Consider the following 18,072-nt stretch of genomic DNA (forward strand, 5'->3'; position numbering starts at 1 on the left):
ATACGTGTCGGAGGCCGACGGTCACTTCTTGCCGTCCTCGTCCACGATCTCCGCGTCGACCACGTCGTCGGCGCCACCGGCAGCGCCGGCCTGCGGGCCGGTCGCCCCGGTCGCCCCGGTCGCACCCGGGCCGGCCTCGCCACCCGGCTGCTGGTCCTGCTCGGCCTGCTGCGAGTAGAGCAGCGAACCGGCCTGCTGGGAGACCTGCGCGAGCCGCTCGTGCGCCGACTTGATCTTTTCGATGTCCTGACCGCCGAGGGCGCCACGCAGCTCGCCGAGCGCCTCGTTGAGCTGCTCCCGGGTCTCGCTGGGCAGCTTGTCGCCGCTCTCGGCGAGGAACTTCTCGGTCTGCCACTGGAGTGCCTCGGCCACGTTGCGGGTCTCGGCGTCGTCGCGGCGGCGCTTGTCCTCCTCCGCGTGCTCCTCGGCGTCCCGGCGCATCCGCTCGATGTCGTCCTTCGGCAGCGAGGAGCCGCCGGTGATCGTCATCTTCTGTTCCTTGCCGGTGCCCAGGTCCTTGGCGTGCACGTTGACGATGCCGTTGGCGTCGATGTCGAACGCGACCTCGATCTGCGGCACGCCGCGCGGCGCCGGCGGGAGGCCGGTCAGCTCGAAGGTGCCGAGCTTCTTGTTGTAGGACGCGATCTCCCGCTCGCCCTGGAACACCTGGATCAGCACCGACGGCTGGTTGTCGTCCGCCGTGGTGAAGACCTCGGAGCGCTTGGTCGGGATGGTGGTGTTGCGCTCGATCAGCTTGGTGAAGATGCCGCCCTTGGTCTCGATGCCCAGGCTCAGCGGGGTCACGTCGAGCAGCAGGACGTCCTTGACCTCGCCCTTGAGCACGCCGGCCTGGAGCGCGGCGCCGACGGCGACGACCTCGTCCGGGTTGACGCCCTTGTTGGGGTCACGGCCGGTGAGCTGCTTGACCAGGTCGGTCACGGCCGGCATCCGGGTCGAGCCGCCGACCAGGATCACGTGCTCGACGTCGGAGATCTTGATCCCGGCGTCCTTCACGGCCTGCTCGAACGGGCCCTTGCACCGGTCCAGCAGGTCCTGCGTCATCCGCTGGAACTCGGCGCGGCTGAGCGTCACGTCGAGGTGCAGCGGGCCGGCGGCGCCGGCCGTGATGTACGGCAGGTTGATGTTGGTGGTGGTGGCGGCGGACAGCTCGATCTTGGCCTTCTCGGCGGCCTCACGGAGCCGCTGCAGGGCCATCTTGTCCTGGCTTAGGTCGATGCCGTGCTCACCGCGGAAGGTCTTGACCAGGTGGTCGATGATCCGCTGGTCCCAGTCGTCGCCACCGAGCTGGTTGTCACCGCTGGTCGACTTGACCTCGACGACGCCCTCGGCCAGCTCCAGCAGCGACACGTCGAAGGTGCCGCCGCCGAGGTCGAAGACCAGGACGGTCTGCTCCTTGGAGCCCTTGTCCAGCCCGTACGCCAGGGCGGCCGCGGTCGGCTCGTTGACGATCCGCAGCACGTTGAAGCCGGCGATCTCACCGGCCTCCTTGGTCGACTGGCGCTGGCCGTCGTTGAAGTAGGCCGGAACGGTGATCACCGCGTCGGTGATCTGCTCACCCAGGTACGCCTCGGCGTCCCGCTTGAGCTTCATCAGCGTCCGGGCCGAGATCTCCTGCGGGGTGTACTTCTTGCCGTCGATGTCGACGGACCAGTTGGTGCCGATCTCCCGCTTGACCGAGCGGATCGTCCGGTCCGGGTTGGTCACCGCCTGGCGCTTGGCGACCTCACCGACGAGCACCTCGCCGTTACGGGCGAACGCGACGATCGACGGAGTCGTCCGCGAGCCCTCAGCGTTGGCGATGACGGTGGGCTCACCGCCCTCGAGAACGCTGACGCAGGAGTTCGTCGTGCCGAGGTCGATACCGACCGCACGTGCCATCTTCGCTTCCTCGCTTCGTAAGGTTGTGCAGGTGACGGGCACCGCCCGCGGACTGCCTGGCGGGCACCGCCCGCAGCGGGCCCACCACAAGTTGAGTGAACTTGACTCAATAGTGCCACGCTCCGGCCAATCGTCAAGTTGAGTTGAGCCGACCCGACGCAACCCAGCCGTTATTACCGTCCGGTTGTCTTCTCTTGCGTCGGTCGGGCACGCTTTAGCGGTGACGACGCACGGCGATTCCGCCACCCGTTCCGGAGCGCCCGCCGTCGCAGCCCGCACCGGCCCGCCGGACGCCGCGGAGGAGCCGCCCGCCACCACCGGGGACGACAGCCTCCCCGGCGCGCTGTCGGGTCTCCGGGCCGCGATCGGCGCGACCCGGTATCCGCTCGCCCTGCCTTCCGCCGGGCCGGCCCGGCACACCGCCAGCGCCCTCACCGACCAGCTCGACGACTACCTGCTGCCCCGGCTCGCCCGGCTCGACGCGCCACTGCTCGTGGTGGTCGGCGGTTCCACCGGCGCGGGCAAGTCGACCCTGGTCAACAGCCTGGTCAAGGCCCGGGTCAGCGCGGCCGGCGTGCTCCGGCCGACCACCCGCTCACCGGTGCTGGTCTGCAACCCGGCCGACGCGGCCTGGTTCCGGCAGGGTGAGCTGCTGCCCGGGCTCACCCGCACCACCGAGCCAAGTGAGGACCCGCGCTCCCTGCACCTGGTCACCGCCCCGGCGCTGCCCGCCGGGCTGGCCTTCCTCGACGCGCCGGACATCGACTCGGTGGTCGACGCCAACCGGGCACTCGCCGGCCAGTTGCTCGCCGCTGCCGACCTCTGGCTGTTCGTCACCACCGCCGCCCGGTACGCCGACGCGGTGCCGTGGGAGCTGCTGCGCAGCGCCCGGGCCCGCGGTGCGGTGATCGCCATGGTGCTGGACCGGGTGCCCGCGGAGGCCACCGACGAGATCTCCGCACACCTGGCCGAGATGCTCACCGCACAGGACCTCGGCCGGGCGCCCCTGTTCGTGCTGCCGGAGACGTGGGTCGACGGTCAGGGGCTGCTGCCCGAGGGTGTCACCGCGCCGCTGGCCGACTGGTTCGCGCGGCTGGCCGGCGACGCCGACGCCCGGGCCGCGGTGGTCCGGCAGACCCTGGACGGGGCGCTGGCCGCGCTGCACCCGGCCGTCGAGGAGCTGGCCGACGCCGCCGACGAGCAGGTCGCCGCCGCCGACAGTCTGGACGAGCGGGTCCGGGCCGCCTACCGGGGCGCCGAACGGACCGTCGAGCAGGGCCTGCGGGACGGCCGCCTGCTCCGTGGCGAGGTGCTCGCCCGCTGGCAGGAGTTCGTCGGCACCGGGGAGCTGTTCCGCACCCTGGAGGCGCGGATCGGGCGGCTGCGGGATCGGATGGTGGCCGCCGTCACCGGTCGGCCGGCACCCGCCGCCGAGCTGCGCAACGCCATCGAGTCGCAGCTGGTCACGCTGCTGCGCGGGGTCGCTTCGGAGGCCGCCGAGGCCGCGTACACCGCGTGGAAGGCGCACCCGGCGGGAGCCGGGCTGCTCGACCCGGGGCTCGCCCATCCCGGCGACGACCTGCCCGAGCGCGCCGAGCGGATGGTCCGGGACTGGCAGCGCGGGGTGCTGGAGCTGGTGCGGGTCGAGGGCGGCGACAAGCGGTTCGTGGCCCGCACCGCCTCGTACGCGGTGAACGCCACCGGGCTCGCCGTGATGATCGCCGTGTTCGCGTCCACCGCGTTCATCCCGACCGGGCTGGAGGTCGCCACCGGGGCCGGCACCACCGTCGCGGCCCAGGCCGTACTCCAGGCGATCTTCGGCGACCAGGCGGTGCGTACGCTCGCCGCCAAGGCCCGTGCGGACCTGCTGGACCGGGTGCGGACGCTGCTCGACGCGGAGGCCGACCGCTTCCTGGCCCGCACCGCCGACGCGCGCCCCGCCGCGGACGCCGGCGCCGGGTTGCGCCGGGCCGCCGGCCGGGTCGAGCTGGCCCGGCACCGCAGCGGCCTGGCGACCGGCGGCGACACCCCGCCGGCCGCCGACGAGGAGGGCTCCCGGTGACCAACATCGCCGGCCGGGTACGCGAGGCGTTCCGGGGCGACCAGCGGATCGACCCCGATGCGCTGATCGCCCGCCTGGACGCGGTACGCCGGTTCCTGACCGCGGTGGACGGCCTGCTGCCGGACTCCGAGCTGGTGCCCGCGCACACCCTGGTCGAGCGGGCCGGCACCCGGCTCGCCCTGTCCCGCGACCACACCGTGGTCGCCCTGGCCGGCGCCACCGGGAGCGGCAAGTCCAGCCTGTTCAACGCGCTGGCCCGGCTGGAGCTCTCGCCGGTCGGAGTCCGCCGCCCGACGACCGGCGTCACGCACGCGTGCGTGTGGGGGGCGCTGGAGGGCGCCAACCGGTTGCTCGACTGGATCGGTGTGCTGCCCCGGCACCGCTTCGTCCGCGAGAGCGCGCTGGACGGGGACGACGAGACGGCGCTGCACGGGCTGATCCTGCTCGACCTGCCCGACTTCGACTCGGTGCAGCGGGCCCACCGACTGGAGGTGGACCGGCTGCTCGGCCTGGTCGACCAGGTGGTCTGGGTGGTCGACCCGCAGAAGTACGCCGACCGGGTCATCCACGACAGCTACCTCCGCGAGTTCCACCGCCACCGGGACGTCACCCTGGTCGTGCTCAACCAGGCCGACCGGCTGCCCCCGGCCGAGCTGCCCCGGGTCCTGGACGACCTGCGCCGGCTGCTCGACGCGGACGGGCTGACCGGCGTGCCGCTGCTGGCCACCACCGCCATCGATCCGGCCGGGATGGTGGGGCTGCGCACCGCGCTGGAACGGACGGTCGCCGAGCGGCAGGCGGCGCTGCGACGGCTGGCCGGCGATGTCGACACGGTGGTCGCCGCGCTGGACGAGCTGGTCGGCTCCGCCCGACCGGCGGGCGGGCCGGACGACACCGCCGTCGACGGGTTGAACCGGGCACTGGCCGGCGCGGCCGGAGTGCCGGCGGTGACGGAGGCGGTGGAGCAGGCGTACCGGCACCGGGCCGGTGCGGTCACCGGCTGGCCGGTGGTCCGGGGCTGGCGGCGGCTGCGACCCGACCCGCTGCGCCGCCTGCACCTGCCCGGCCCGGCCGGCGATCAGGCCGACCCGGCGGAGAGCCTGGTCGCGGCGACCTCGGTACCGGACCCGACGGCCGCCCAGCGCTCGGCGCTCGGTCTGGCCATCCGTGCGGTGGCCGATCGGGCCGCCGCCGACCTGCCTGCCGCCTGGCCGGCGGCGGTCACCGCCGCCGCCCGGTCCCGCCTCGGCGACCTGCCGGACGCGCTGGACCGCGCGATCGCCGGCACCGACCTCGGCCTGGGCCGTCGACCCGTCTGGTGGCGGCTGGTCGGCGGTGTCCAGTGGCTGGTCACCCTGGCCGCCGTGGTCGGGCTGGGCTGGTTGGTGCTCGGCTACGCGCTGCGGGCGCTCGGCCTGCCCGCACTGGACAACCCGATGGTCGGGCAGGTGCCACTGCCCACCCTGCTGCTGCTCGGCGGGCTGCTGGCCGGGCTGCTGGTGGCCGCGCTGACCCGACCGGTGGTGCGCTGGGCGGCCCGGCTTGCCCGAAGCCGCGCCGAGCAGCGGCTGACGGCCGAGGTCGCCCGCGTGGGCGAGGAGTACGTGCTCGCCCCGGTGCGGATCGTGCTCGCCTCGTACGCGCAGGCACGCGACGCGCTGCGGGATGCCGCCCGCCGCTGACGCTCCGCACGGCTCGCTACCCCTCTGCACATCACCCGAGCGGCGTAGGGTCGGAGCATGGCCACGCCTCAGACCCCCTACGACGCGGTGCTGCACGCCGCACGCGACGTGACCAAGCTGGAGTCGGCGCTGGACGCCGAGATGCTCGGCAGCGCCCTCCTGGGCAGCGTCTACGCGATCGCGGAGACCGACCGCGACACCGCCGTACGGGAGTTCGTCACCGGGTTCCTCGCCGCCACCGCCCGCCGCCGGATCGCTGCGGCGACCACCATCCGGCAGGTCTTCGCCACGCTCATCCCCGACGCCGAGGGCACCGAACGGGTGCGCCCGGGCAGCCAGGCGCCAGCCTGGACGGGTCAGCTCGGCCGGGTGCACCTCACCGGCAGCTGGGCGTACGGCGACGTGTACGGCGATCAGACCTCCTACCTCGCCACCTTCGCCTACGACGACGCGGCCGGCGGCTCCGAGCACGCGCTGGTGGCCCTGGTCGACCACAACATCGGGATCACCAAGGACATCTTCGTCGGCGGGCCGGCGGAACGGATCCTGGACCAGGTCCGCCAGATGTGCGCGGACGACGAGCTGACCTGGTTCCGTACCGAGGATCCTGCCCAACTGCGTGGCGAGGTGGCCCGCCACCTCGCCGTCACCGACGAGCTGAGCGAGCTGCCCGGCGAGGGCTCACTCGCCACCGATCGGGCGCTGGTCGGCGCCCGGCTGGCGCTGCTGCCCACCGCCGCCGCCCCAACCAGCCCGGCCGAGGTCGAGCCGCTCTCCGCCGCCGAGCGCACCGAGCTGGTCCGGCGGTTCCTGGCCGCGCCGGAGGCCGCACGGTTCGGGCTCGACGCCGTCGACGGCGCGGAGCTGGCCTCGCTGCACTTCTGCCTGAGCCTGCTGCTGGACCATTCGGCGACCTTCCCGGACGCCGACCCGATGCGGTGGAGCCCCGCGGTGTCCGGGCTCTTCCTGCTCGACTGGGTACACCGCCGGGCGGTACTGGACATGGACGACGCGGCGATGCTGCCCCGTGTGCTGCGCGCCTGGGCCCGGTACGCGTCGCGCCAGCGTGGACTGCCCGAAACGGCCGCGACGCGCACCGACGAGGCGATCGAGGAGATGGTGGCGGAGTTCGCCCGCCTCTACTCGACCGGTGAGCGGCGTAGCCCGGCCACCGCGGCGGTGGCCCAGCTGATGGCCGACGGGGTCGACCCGGACGACCCGGCCGCGCTGGACGCCTGGATCGAGGCGAACCGGCACCGTCTCGCCGACGACGGCGCCTGACGGCATTCCGGGCGGGCGGGCACGTCGCCGCCCGCCCGGACCCCGCCGGCACAGCGGACCCGGTCACCGCGCCGGCCCGGTCAGCGCAGCAGACCGAAGACCACTCCGGAGATAATTGCGCCGAGCACGCCGCCGGCCAGCACCTGCGCCACGGTGTGGTCCCGTAGCCGCACCCGGGCCCAGCCGACCACGCCCAGCAGTGGCACGGCGACGAGCAGCTCGGTCCCGAAGGTCAGCACCAGGATGATCAGCGTGCCGGCGGCCACCGCCGAGTGGATCGACATCTTCCACCAGTGGCTCACCGACACGGCGACCACCAGCCCGGCCAGCCCGGCCACCGCCAGTGCCAGCAACGGACGGGGTGCTCCGAGCACCGCGAGCAGGGCCAGCCCTGCGGCGACCGAGCCGAGGCCGACCAGCAACGGCACCCGGCGCTGCTCCCGGCGACCGATGTGGTGGTCCGTGAGCCGGCCACGGCGTACGCCGCCGACGATGTAGGCGAACGGAATGCCGGTGACGAAGAGCGTGGCGAGCAGACCCCACGCCAGGCCGTGACCAGGGTTGCGGGAGCTGTGCCAGCTCACGGTGACCATCAGCACCGACACCAGCACGGCGGGCGCGGTCAGCTCGGTGACCAGCCGGGCGATCCGCAGCCCCGGCCCCTGCCGGGCGGTGACCGGGCGGAGTTCCGCACCGCCGCCCACGCCACCCCCTCCGGTACGCCCCTATCGCCGACCGCCGCCGGCACCGGGTCGGTCGCGCCTGACCGTCACCGTACCGCCGGGGACACCGTGGAGTACATGTGTCCGGCCAGCGGCGTTGGACTGGCCGTGGGGGTGGGTCGGTCGGCCGGGAACGTCGGGGATGTCGCGACGGTCGGGTGGGGCCGGCTCGGCGATGAACTGGGCGTGGCGGGTGGCGTGGTCGTGGCGGGTGGCGTGGTCGTGGCGGCCGGCTCGGACAGGGTGCTGGTCGGCACGGCGGTCGCGGTCGGGGAGTCGGTCACGGTGGGGGTCGACGGCGGGGTCGGTGTCGGGGTCGGTGTCGGGCTCGGGTCCGGCGGGCGCGTCGGCGAGGGTGCCGGGGACGGGCTGGTCGGGGGCGAGGCCGGGGGCGTGCCCCGGGTGGGCCTCGGCGAGGGAGGCACCACGCGGACCGGCCCCGGATCGGCCCCGGTCGGGCCCGGGTCCGTCCGGTCCCGGTCACGTCGGGGAGCCGTGGGTAGCCAGCCGGCGGTGGCGGTCGGACCGACGTCGGGCGTGGCGGGTGGCGGGAGCGCCGGTTGGCTGGTCGCCGGCACGGGGATCACCACCGGCCCGACCGACGGGGTCGGGATGAACGGGGTGCTGCTGTCCGGCAGCGCGGTGCTGCCCGGCGTGGCCGAGCCCGCGCTGATGGCGGCGAGGATGGGCATCGACGCGGTGCCGGCCAGCAGCGCGACGGTGAGCAGGTAGCCCCGGGAGGGGCCGCCGGCGCCGGGAGCGCGGTGCGCGCCGACCACCCGGCGGTAGCCGTCGGCCGACCGCTGCCGACCGAGCGCGGGCGTGCCGGGACCGTCACCTGGCTCGTACACCACACACCCCTTGTCGTCAGCCGTCGGAGGGCGCGGATGGACGTCGCCGGCTGGAGAAACCCGGCAAATCACCCGATCGGCGCGATCCTGCGGGAAACAGCCTCGCCCAGTTACCGTCCGTCAGCCAACCTCCACTGCGTGTCGACACGCGGAGACGGGCCGAACGGTGACGAACCATCGCCGTAACGCCTGGTTGGCGCCGTCGGGCACGATGGCGACAAACGACCTCAAACAGGGGGCGGTCGGAACGTGGGGCGGGCGTACTGTGGGCGCGCTCACCTGCTCTGCGAATATGGAGCACGACGGCAACGCAGCCGTGACCTCCGCGCACCCTCGCGGCAGGCGCGGTTGAGCGCCGGCGCTCCCGAACCGGGTTCGGCCAGAATCCGGCTCATGCCGCGCGGCAACCCCCACCGGGGCTAGGCGCGGCCGCCAGGAACCGGTCCGGCAGCAGCCGGACAGGCGCACGAGTTGCGCGGCCGGGTGACCCCCCGGTGCCGACGCAGACACGACAGGGAGAGACGGATGGCAAAGGGCGACCCCGGGGGCACCACCCGCAGCAGGCGGGCAGCACCCCGCTCCAGGAAGAGCGCGGCCGGCGACCCCGAGCTCGTGCAGCTGCTCACCCCCGAAGGCGAGCGGATCGAGAGCGTCACCGGGCCGGACGGCAACGAGTACCGCGTCGACTTCACCGACGAGGAGTACCGCGGGCTCTACCGCGACCTCGTGCTGGTCCGCAAGCTCGACGCCGAGGCGACCGCACTCCAGCGCCAGGGCGAGCTGGGCATCTGGGCCAGCCTGCTCGGCCAGGAGGCGGCGCAGGTCGGCTCCGGGCGGGCGCTGCGCACCCAGGACATGGCCTTCCCGACCTACCGGGAGCACGGCGTCCTCTACTGCCGCGGCATCGACCCGATCATGCCGCTCGGCCTGTTCCGCGGCGTCGACCAGGGCGGCTGGGACCCGAACGAGTTCAAGTTCAACATGTACACGATCGTGATCGGGGCGCAGACCCTGCACGCGACGGGCTACGCCATGGGCATCACCATGGACGGCAAGACCGGCACCAACGACGGTGAAGCGGTGATCGCCTACTTCGGCGACGGGGCCACCAGCCAGGGTGACGTCAACGAGGCGTTCGTCTGGGCCGGCGTGTTCAACGCGCCGATGGTCTTCTTCTGCCAGAACAACCAGTACGCGATCTCCGAGCCGCTGGAGCGGCAGACCCGGATCCCGCTCTATCAGCGGGCCGCCGGCTTCGGCTTCCCCGGCATCCGCGTGGACGGCAACGACGTGCTGGCCACGTACGCGGTCACCCGCACCGCGCTGGACAACGCCCGGCACGGGCAGGGCCCGAGCCTGATCGAGGCGTACACCTACCGGATGGGCGCACACACCACCTCCGACGACCCGACCCGCTACCGGATCGCCAGCGAGGTCGAGGCGTGGAAGGCCAAGGACCCGATCGCCCGGGTCAAGGCCTTCCTGGAGAAGCAGCAGATCGCCGACGCGGACTTCTTCGCCGAGGTCGACGAGCAGGCCCGCCGCGAGTCGGTGCACCTGCGCGAGCGCGTGCTCGCCATGCCCAACCCCGAGCCGGTGACGATGTTCGACCACGTCTACCCGAACGGGTCTCCGCTGCTCGACGAGCAGCGCGCGCAGTTCAGCCGGTACATGGAGTCGTTCGAGGGGAGCGCCCACTGATGGCCACGGAGACGCTCACCCTCGGCAAGGCCCTCAACACGGGCCTGCGCCGCGCCCTGGAGAACGACCCCAAGGTCGTCATCATGGGCGAGGACGTCGGCAAGCTCGGCGGCGTCTTCCGGATCACCGACGGGCTCCAGAAGGACTTCGGCGACCAGCGGGTGATCGACACCCCGCTGGCCGAGTCCGGCATCATCGGCACCGCCGTCGGTCTGGCCATCCGTGGCTACCGGCCGGTCTGCGAGATCCAGTTCGACGGCTTCGTCTATCCCGCGTACGACCAGATCGTGTCGCAGGTGGCGAAGATGCACTACCGGTCGCGCGGCAAGCTCAGCATCCCGATGGTGATCCGCATCCCGTTCGGTGGCGGCATCGGCGCGGTCGAGCACCACTCCGAGTCGCCGGAGGCGTACTTCGCGCACACCGCCGGCCTGAAGGTGGTGTCCTGCGCCAACCCGCAGGACGCGTACGTGATGATCCAGCAGGCCATCGCCTCGGACGACCCGATCGTCTTCCTGGAGCCCAAGCGGCGCTACTGGGAGAAGGGGCAGGTCGACCTGGACGCGCCGCTGTCCGACGCGTACCCGCTGCACTCGGCCCGGGTGGTCCGGCCCGGCACCGACGTGACCGTGCTGGCGTACGGGCCGATGGTCCGGACGTGCCTGGAGGCGGCGACCGCCGCCGCCGAGGACGGCCGGGAGCTGGAGGTCATCGACCTGCGCTCGCTCTCCCCGCTGGACCTTGCCGCGGCCTACGAGTCGGTGAAGCGCACCGGCCGTGCGGTGGTGGTGCACGAGGCACCGTCCAACATCGGCCTCGGCGCCGAGCTGGCCGCCCGGATCACCGAGGAGTGCTTCTACTCCCTGGAGTCGCCGGTGCTGCGCGTGACCGGCTTCGACACCCCCTACCCGGCCGCCCGGGTGGAGGAGGAGTACCTGCCCGACCTCGACCGGGTGCTCGACGCCGTCGACCGCACCTTCGGCTGGTGAGCGGCATGTCCCGGATCATGGAGTTCAACCTGCCCGACCTGGGCGAGGGGTTGACCGAGGGCGAGATCCTGTCGTGGCTGGTCAAGGTCGGCGACACCATCGAGCTGAACCAGCCGATCGTCGAGGTGGAGACGGCGAAGGCGGCCGTGGAGATCCCGGCGAAGTGGGCCGGCCAGGTCCAGGCGATCTTCCACCCGGAGGGCACCACGGTCGAGGTCGGTACGCCGATCATCGCGATCGACACCGACCCGGGCGCCGGCCCGCTGGACGCGCCGTCGACCACGGCCACGCCCGGTGGTGACCTGCCCACCCCGTCGGCGGCCTCGCTGGCAGCCGTCGAGGTGGCACCGGCCGAGGGCATGGTCGAGCCCGGTCTGATCGGCGGCCCCGCCCCGGGTGGGCGGACCGCGGTCCTGGTCGGCTACGGCCCGCGTACCACCGCCGCGAAGCGCCGGCCGCGCAAGGGTGGCGTCCCCGCGCAGGCCGCAGTGGCGCCCACGGCCGCTCCGACGCCGGTCGCGCCGGCTCCGCAGCCGGTGGCCGCGCCGACGCCGGTCGCTGCGGCGACCGGCGGGCTGGTGCTGGCCAAGCCGCCGGTGCGCAAGCTCGCCAAGGACCTCGGGGTTGACCTGAGCACGTTGACCGGGTCGGGTCCGCTGGGCTCGATCACCCGGGAGGACGTGCAGCAGGCGGCGAGTGGCGCCGTGGCCGAGCCGATCAGGGCGACGGCGGTGGCGACGAGCGCGGCCAGCTTCGGCGCGGACCGCGAGCAGCGCATCCCGGTCAAGGGGGTACGCAAGCTCACCGCCGAGAACATGTCCCGCTCGGCGTTCACCGCCCCGCACGTGACGGAGTTCCTGACCGTCGACGTGACCCGGGCGATGAAGGCGCTCGACCGGCTGCGCGGCCGGCGGGAGTGGCGCGACGTCCGCGTTTCGCCGCTGCTGCTGGTGGCGAAGGCCGTACTCCTGGCGGTCAAGCGGCACCCGATGGTCAACTCGACCTGGGCCGGCGACGAGATCGTGGTCAAGGAGTACGTCAACCTCGGCATCGCCGCGGCCACCGAGCGTGGCCTCATCGTGCCGAACGTCAAGGACGCGGGCCGGCTCTCGCTACGCGAGCTGGCGGACTCCCTGAACGACCTGGTGCAGACGGCGAAGTCCGGCCGGACCTCGCCGGCGGACATGTCCGGCGGCACCCTGACCATCACCAACGTGGGGGTGTTCGGGGTGGACACCGGGACGCCGATCCTGCCGCCGGGTGAGTCGGCGATCCTGGCCTTCGGCGCGGTGCGGGAGATGCCCTGGGTGCACAAGGGCAAGGTCAAGGCGCGCCAGGTCACCACGCTGGGGTTGAGCTTCGACCACCGGATCATCGACGGTGAGCTGGGCTCGAAATTCCTGCGCGACATCGGCGACTTCCTCGCCGATCCGGAGGCGGCGCTGCTCGCCTGGACCTGATCGTCCGAACGCCAGCCACGGCCGGTGTGCCACGGGTTAACGCCCGGCACACCGGCCGTGTCCGTTGGGCGATGAAACCGTCGGCGAACCACCCCCCAGACCTTTGATTGTTAGGCAGGTGTCCCAACTCACCTAACAATCGATGGAAGTTGACCGGGTTCTGCGGTTCAATAGATGCATCAGGGGCCGACAACCGAATAGCCAGGAGGACACCCCCAATGAGCATGATCGAGCGAATCCGCAGTCACCGCGACGCCACCCGCCGCGCCCGTGCCATCGAGCACGCGCTGCGCTCGGCGAACTCGCCGGCCGTCCGCGAGGAACTCCTCATCATCGCCCAGCGTCACATGGGCTGACGCTCCACCGACATTCCTCACCTCCTCCAGATCGATGGCCCGCCCGGCCGACCGGGTGGGCCATCGGCGTTTCCTCCCCTCCCGGCACCGGGATTCCGCCGTGCGGCAGCGCCCGGTACGGTGGGCTTCGGTCGCCGCCCGCCGGCCCGGCACCAGCGGAGCCGATAGAAGCTGCTCGACACCGACCGGCCACGCGGAGTGACGACCGGTGCTCCTTGGACGCCCCGTGCGGCCACCGGATACGGTGCGGGGAGCCCGGCACGCCGGTGACGCCGGCAGCCATGCCGAGGAGACCGATCGGCACCGGCGGCCGACATGTGATGGAGGAGGCGCACCGATGACGTCCGAGGGCCCGCACCGCCCCGGCCAGGAGCCGGACGAGGTGTCACCGGGCGCCGGCGGACCGGCGCCGTACGGCGACCGCCCGGCGCAGCCGGACAACGGCTACAACGCCGCCGGCCCCGACCTGGGCTGGGCACCCCCGCCGCCGGCACGGCCGAACCCGCCGGCCCCGGCATGGGCCGCTCAGCCGGAACAGCAGCCGAACCCCGGCTGGGGTGCCGCCGCCGCGCCGCAGCCCACCGAGCCGGCGCAGCCCGCCTGGGCAACCGGCGGTGGCGCGAACGAGCCGCCGCAGCAGCCCGGCACCTGGACCGGCGCGGGTGGCGCACCCGACCACACGCAGCCCGCCCCGTGGGCCGCCCAGCAGCAGGGCTGGACGCCAGCCGAGCAGAGCGCACCCGGGTGGACCCCCGGCGGCGCCGAGCAGCCCGAGTGGGCGCAGGCCCAGCCGGCCGCGCGGGGTGCCGCGCAGGTGCCGCCCGCCACCGCAGCCTGGCCGGCTCAGGACGACCCGGCCCGCTCCGGCGGCTGGAACGCCGACGCCCAGCAGGACGACCCGGCCCGCTCCGGCGGTTGGAGCGGAGCGGCGCAGGCCAACCCGCCCGCCGGCGACTGGCGCGGCGGCGAACCGCAGCAGTCAGAGTCGGCGCCGGCCGCCGGTTGGGCCACCGGCGCCGCCGGTCAGGGCGATCAGCCGATGTGGATACCGGCTGAGCAGTCACCACAGACCTGGGGCCAGCCCGCCGAGTCGACCGAGCAGGCGGCCCCCGGGTGGGGCCAGGCCGAGGCGGCCGCCCCCCGGGGCGCGGCTCAGGTGCCGGCGCAGGCGCAGGCGCCGAACTGGCCCGGCCAGGACGACCCGGCCCGCTCCGGCGGCTGGGCTGGACAGCAGCAGCCGGCGCAGCCCGGCGGGTGGGGCGACGGCACCGACGTGAAGCAGGACGAGGCCGCGCAGCCCGCCGCCTGGGGTGGCGCCGAAGGTCGTCCGCAGCAGCCGGACTGGGTGCTCTCGCCGCAGGACCAGCCGGCCGAGCGGCCGGAATCGGCGGAATGGACCGCGGACGCCACCGGCACCCCGGCCCGGGCCAGTGCCAGCGTTCCCAGCAACGACGGGACGCCCGCCTGGGCCGCCGCCCCCGACAACGCCGCCCAGGGCAGCGCCGGCGTGCCGGACGCCCAGCCGTGGGCGCCCGGCGAGGTATGGGGTCGCGCCGAGGCGGAAGCCTCGCAGTCCCGCGGTGAGTGGGAGGCGGGCCGGGGCGACGAGTCGCCGGTCTACCAGCCCGCTCCCGCACCGGGCATCTCGCCCGCGAACGCCGTGCCACTGCCCCCGCAGGAGCAGCGCGTGCCGGGGGCCAGCCTGGCTGCCGCACCGCCGGCCAACTACGGGCCGCCGGCCCAGTACGGCGCTGCCTCCGAGCAGCCGGCGTACGCCGAGCGGGAGAACCCGGACGCCGCCGCGCAGTACGAGGCGGAGCCGGCCGGCTGGGGCCGGGCCGAGGAGGCTCCGGCGGCCGGCGCCGTGGTGCCCGCCCCGCGGGTCTCCCCGGAGGCCGGAGCAGGCCGCGCGGTAGTACCGGCGCCGGATGCCGAGTCGGCGGCCGGCCGGGCATCGGCGAGTGCATCGGTTCCGTTGGCCAGCCGGGTGATGCCCCCCACCGACCAGGCCGTACGACCGGCCGGCGCGCCCGCGCCGCAGCCCCGGGTGTACGGTCGCCCGCCCCGCCCCGAGCCGGAGAACGAGCCGGAGCAGGCGGCGCCGGAGGCGTTCCAGGCCGCCCCGGTTCCCGAGCGCCCGAGCGCACCGGACTGGCAGAACGGCCCCGACCGGCAGGTCGCACCCGACTGGCAGACCGGCGCCGAGCGCCCGAGCGCACCTGACTGGCAGACCGGCGCCGAGCGCCCGAGCGCACCCGACTGGCAGAACGGCCCGGAGCGACAGGGTGCCCCCGCGTGGGGCGGCGAACCTCCGGCCGAGCCGCGCTTCGACGACCGGGACGTGCCGGCCGCTCCGAACGGATTCGGTGCGGCGGCGTCCCCGCCTCCGGCCTTCCCGCCGGGTGTGCCGTCGTTCGTCGACACCCCGGGCAGCAACCGGCCGATGAACGGGGTCCGGCCGCAGGCCGGCGCCGAGCGCACGGCCGAGCCGTTCGGCGCCCCCGGGTCACCGGTCGCCGGCACCGCCGGAATGAACAGCACGCCGGGCTTCGGCGGCCCGAACTTCGGCGGCCCCGGCTTCGGGGGGCAGTCCACCGAGCCGGCACCGGGCGGCGGCTTCCCGCCGCCGGCCTTCCCGCCGGCGCCCCAGCAGCCCGCACCATCGTGGGGCCAGGCAGCCGGCGAGTCGAACCAGGGCCGGTTCGACGCGTACAAGCCGGACGCCGACCAGCCGCAGGCGGAGCCACCGGTGCCGAAGGTGCGCAACGGCCGCGTGCTGGCGGCGGTGCTGATCGCCGCGGTGCTCATCCTGGCGGTGCCGCTCGGCCTGCTGATGCTGCTGGGCAAGTTCGGCGGGGACGACACGCCGGCCTTCGACCCGGCGGTCGGCACCTGCGTGAAGCAGTCCGGCCAGGGCGCCTCGGCGGTGGACTGTGGCGAGGCGGGCGCGTTCACCATCGTTTCCAAGGTGGATGCGAAGGACAAGTGCGCCGATCCGGCCCAGCCGCACGTGGTGCTGCCCGGCGACGGCACCAACCGGGTGCTCTGCCTCAAGCCGGCCACCAAGTAACGCGAACCGACGGCGGGGCCACGGGTGACCGTGGCCCCGCCGTCGTCGTCCCACCAGCGGGGATGAGGCGTACGCGCCCGGATCTGGGCGGCTCGCCCCCTCCGGCCGGTGACGGGCCGGTGATCAGGCACGATGGGGGCATGAGTGCACGAGTACGGGCTCCCGAGCTGCGCGGTCGGGGCTGGCTGAACACCGGTGGACGCGATCTCAAGCTCGCCGACCTGCGCGGCAAGATCGTCCTGGCCGATTTCTGGACCTTCTGCTGCATCAACTGCCTGCACGTGCTCGACGAGCTGCGTCCGCTGGAGGAGAAGTACGGCGACGTGCTCGTCGTGATCGGTGTGCACTCGCCGAAGTTCGAGCATGAGAAGGACGCCGACGCGCTGGCCGCCGCCGTGGAGCGGTACGGGGTGCACCATCCCGTACTCGACGATCCCGAGCTGGACATGTGGCAGCAGTACGCGGCCCGGGCCTGGCCGACCCTGTCGGTGATCGACCCGGAGGGGTACGTGGTGGCCACCATGGCGGGCGAGGGGCACGCCGAAGGGCTGGCCCGGTTGATCGACGAGTTGATCGCCACCCATGAGGCCAAGGGCACCCTGCACCGGGGCGACGGCCCGTACGTCCCGCCGTCGGCACCGGAGACCACGCTGCGTTTCCCGGGCAAGGCGGTGGTGCTGGCGGACGGCAACCTGCTGGTCTCCGACTCGGCCCGGCACTCCCTGGTCGAGTTGGCTCCGGACGGCGAGACGCCGGTGCGCCGGATCGGCTCGGGTGAGCGGGGCCGGGCCGACGGGCCGGCCGGCGCGGCGACCTTCTCCGAGCCGCAGGGGCTCTGCGTGTTGCCACGGCAGGTCGCCGAGGTGGCCGGCTACGACCTGGTGGTCGCCGACACGGTCAACCACCTGCTGCGCGGCGTACGCCTGGCGTCCGGCGAGGTGGTCACGGTGGCCGGCAGCGGCAAGCAGTGGCGCGCCTCGGTCGACGACCACGCGCACGACGCGCTCGCCGTGGATCTCTCCTCACCGTGGGACCTGGCCTGGTACGACGACAAGCTGATCATCGCGATGGCCGGCATCCACCAGCTCTGGTGGTTCGATCCGATCAAGCGGACCGCCGGCATGTACGCCGGCACGACTGTCGAGGCACTGCGCGACGGCCCGCTCGCCGAGGCGTGGATGGCGCAGCCGTCCGGGCTCTCCGTCTCCGCCGACGGCACCCGGCTCTGGATCGCCGACAGCGAGACCAGCGCCGTCCGGTACGTCGAGAACGGGGTGCTGGGCACCGCCGTCGGGCAGGGCCTGTTCGACTTCGGTCACGTGGACGGGCCGGCGGAGTCGGCGCTGCTCCAGCACCCGCTGGGCGTGTGCGCGCTGCCGGACGACTCGGTGCTGATCGCGGACACCTACAACGGCGCGGTGCGCCGCTTCGACCCGTCGACCGGTCAGGTGTCCACGGTCGCCGACGGGCTGGCCGAGCCGAGCGATCTGGTCCTCACCCCGGCCGGCGAGGTGCTGGTCGTGGAGTCCGCCGCGCACCGGCTGACCCGGCTGGCCCCGGGTTCGCTGTCGGCGGCCGGCGCCAGCACGGTGGACGGCCCCCGGCACCGCACCGAGCGGAAGCCCACCGACGTCGCGGCCGGTGAGGTCACCCTCGACATCGTCTTCACCCCCGCGCCGGGGCAGAAGCTGGACGAGACGTACGGGCCGTCGACCCGGCTGGTGGTGTCCGCGTCCCCGCCCGAGCTGCTGGTGGAGGGCGCCGGCACGGGCACCGAGCTGTCCCGCCGGCTGGTGCTCAACGGCGAGGTGACCGGCGGGGTGCTCCAGGTGACCGCCCAGGCGGCGACCTGCGACGCGGACGTCGAGCACGCGGCCTGCCACCTGACCCGCCAGGACTGGGGCGTCCCGGTCCGCGTGGTCGACGGCGCTGCGGCCCGGCTTCCGCTGGTGCTGCGCGGCCTCGACTCCTAGCTGTTAGGAAGGGCCCCTTGTACAAC

At 73.9% G+C, this 18,072-nt stretch carries 12 protein-coding genes; 10 read left to right on the forward strand and 2 right to left on the reverse strand.

Annotated elements, in window-relative coordinates:
- Positions 1-21: 21 nt before the first annotated feature.
- Complete coding sequence (dnaK, locus tag ACWD5O_RS02385) at positions 22-1,899, reverse strand: molecular chaperone DnaK (protein ID WP_450084398.1); 1,878 nt, start codon at positions 1,897-1,899, stop codon at positions 22-24.
- Positions 1,900-2,119: 220 nt separating this feature from the next.
- Here dnaK and ACWD5O_RS02390 point away from each other — a divergent pair, with 220 nt between their 5' ends.
- From ACWD5O_RS02390 to ACWD5O_RS02400, 3 genes are read left to right on the forward strand one after another with little or no spacing between them, the layout of a single operon-like run.
- Positions 2,120-3,961, forward strand: a complete 1,842-nt coding sequence (locus ACWD5O_RS02390; protein ID WP_450084399.1) for an ABC transporter — start codon at positions 2,120-2,122, stop codon at positions 3,959-3,961.
- Entirely contained in the window at positions 3,958-5,643 is a 1,686-nt protein-coding gene (locus ACWD5O_RS02395; protein WP_450084400.1) for a GTPase, read from the forward strand. The genes ACWD5O_RS02390 and ACWD5O_RS02395 overlap by 4 nt, the downstream gene beginning before the upstream one ends.
- 57 nt (positions 5,644-5,700) lie before the next feature.
- Positions 5,701-6,924 (forward strand): hypothetical protein, encoded by a 1,224-nt coding sequence (locus tag ACWD5O_RS02400; RefSeq protein WP_450084401.1) that lies wholly within the window; start codon positions 5,701-5,703, stop codon positions 6,922-6,924.
- 80 nt (positions 6,925-7,004) lie between these two features.
- On the opposite strand, the gene ACWD5O_RS02405 is transcribed toward ACWD5O_RS02400, so the two are convergent.
- Entirely contained in the window at positions 7,005-7,628 is a 624-nt protein-coding gene (locus ACWD5O_RS02405) for a phosphoesterase PA-phosphatase (RefSeq protein WP_450084402.1), read from the reverse strand.
- A 96-nt stretch (positions 7,629-7,724) separates the two neighbouring features.
- On the opposite strand from ACWD5O_RS02405, the gene ACWD5O_RS02410 reads away from it, so the two are divergent.
- The 7 genes from ACWD5O_RS02410 to ACWD5O_RS02440 all read left to right on the forward strand — a co-directional run bounded on the left by ACWD5O_RS02410 (position 7,725) and on the right by ACWD5O_RS02440 (position 18,046).
- Positions 7,725-8,378 (forward strand): hypothetical protein, encoded by a 654-nt coding sequence (locus ACWD5O_RS02410; protein ID WP_450084403.1) that lies wholly within the window; start codon positions 7,725-7,727, stop codon positions 8,376-8,378.
- Positions 8,379-9,022: 644 nt separating this feature from the next.
- Entirely contained in the window at positions 9,023-10,198 is a 1,176-nt protein-coding gene (pdhA, locus tag ACWD5O_RS02415) for a pyruvate dehydrogenase (acetyl-transferring) E1 component subunit alpha (protein WP_450084404.1), read from the forward strand.
- Complete coding sequence (locus tag ACWD5O_RS02420) at positions 10,198-11,187, forward strand: alpha-ketoacid dehydrogenase subunit beta (RefSeq protein WP_354966448.1); 990 nt, start codon at positions 10,198-10,200, stop codon at positions 11,185-11,187. Before pdhA ends, ACWD5O_RS02420 begins: the two co-directional genes overlap by 1 nt.
- A gap of 5 nt (positions 11,188-11,192) precedes the next feature.
- The gene (locus ACWD5O_RS02425) at positions 11,193-12,647 is read left to right on the forward strand and encodes a dihydrolipoamide acetyltransferase family protein (RefSeq protein WP_450084482.1); all 1,455 of its coding nucleotides are present in this window, start codon (positions 11,193-11,195) and stop codon (positions 12,645-12,647) included.
- A 218-nt stretch (positions 12,648-12,865) separates the two neighbouring features.
- Positions 12,866-13,003, forward strand: a complete 138-nt coding sequence (locus ACWD5O_RS02430; RefSeq protein ID WP_199723474.1) for a hypothetical protein — start codon at positions 12,866-12,868, stop codon at positions 13,001-13,003.
- Positions 13,004-13,340: 337 nt separating this feature from the next.
- Positions 13,341-16,073, forward strand: a complete 2,733-nt coding sequence (locus tag ACWD5O_RS02435) for an LppU/SCO3897 family protein (RefSeq protein ID WP_450084405.1) — start codon at positions 13,341-13,343, stop codon at positions 16,071-16,073.
- Positions 16,074-16,213: 140 nt separating this feature from the next.
- On the forward strand, positions 16,214-18,046 hold the full coding sequence (locus ACWD5O_RS02440; RefSeq protein WP_450084406.1) for an NHL domain-containing thioredoxin family protein: 1,833 nt from the start codon (positions 16,214-16,216) through the stop codon (positions 18,044-18,046).
- Positions 18,047-18,072 lie beyond the last annotated feature (26 nt).

This window comes from Micromonospora sp. NPDC005161 (genome assembly GCF_053599855.1).

Coding starts and splice junctions, on each gene's coding strand:
- ACWD5O_RS02425 (WP_450084482.1), top strand. CDS start 11,193: ATGTCCCGGATCATGGAGTTCAACCTGCCCGACCTGGGCGAGGGGTTG.
- dnaK (WP_450084398.1), bottom strand. CDS start 1,899: ATGGCACGTGCGGTCGGTATCGACCTCGGCACGACGAACTCCTGCGTC.
- ACWD5O_RS02420 (WP_354966448.1), top strand. CDS start 10,198: ATGGCCACGGAGACGCTCACCCTCGGCAAGGCCCTCAACACGGGCCTG.
- ACWD5O_RS02435 (WP_450084405.1), top strand. CDS start 13,341: ATGACGTCCGAGGGCCCGCACCGCCCCGGCCAGGAGCCGGACGAGGTG.
- ACWD5O_RS02400 (WP_450084401.1), top strand. CDS start 5,701: ATGGCCACGCCTCAGACCCCCTACGACGCGGTGCTGCACGCCGCACGC.
- ACWD5O_RS02410 (WP_450084403.1), top strand. CDS start 7,725: ATGTGTCCGGCCAGCGGCGTTGGACTGGCCGTGGGGGTGGGTCGGTCG.
- pdhA (WP_450084404.1), top strand. CDS start 9,023: ATGGCAAAGGGCGACCCCGGGGGCACCACCCGCAGCAGGCGGGCAGCA.
- ACWD5O_RS02430 (WP_199723474.1), top strand. CDS start 12,866: ATGAGCATGATCGAGCGAATCCGCAGTCACCGCGACGCCACCCGCCGC.
- ACWD5O_RS02440 (WP_450084406.1), top strand. CDS start 16,214: ATGAGTGCACGAGTACGGGCTCCCGAGCTGCGCGGTCGGGGCTGGCTG.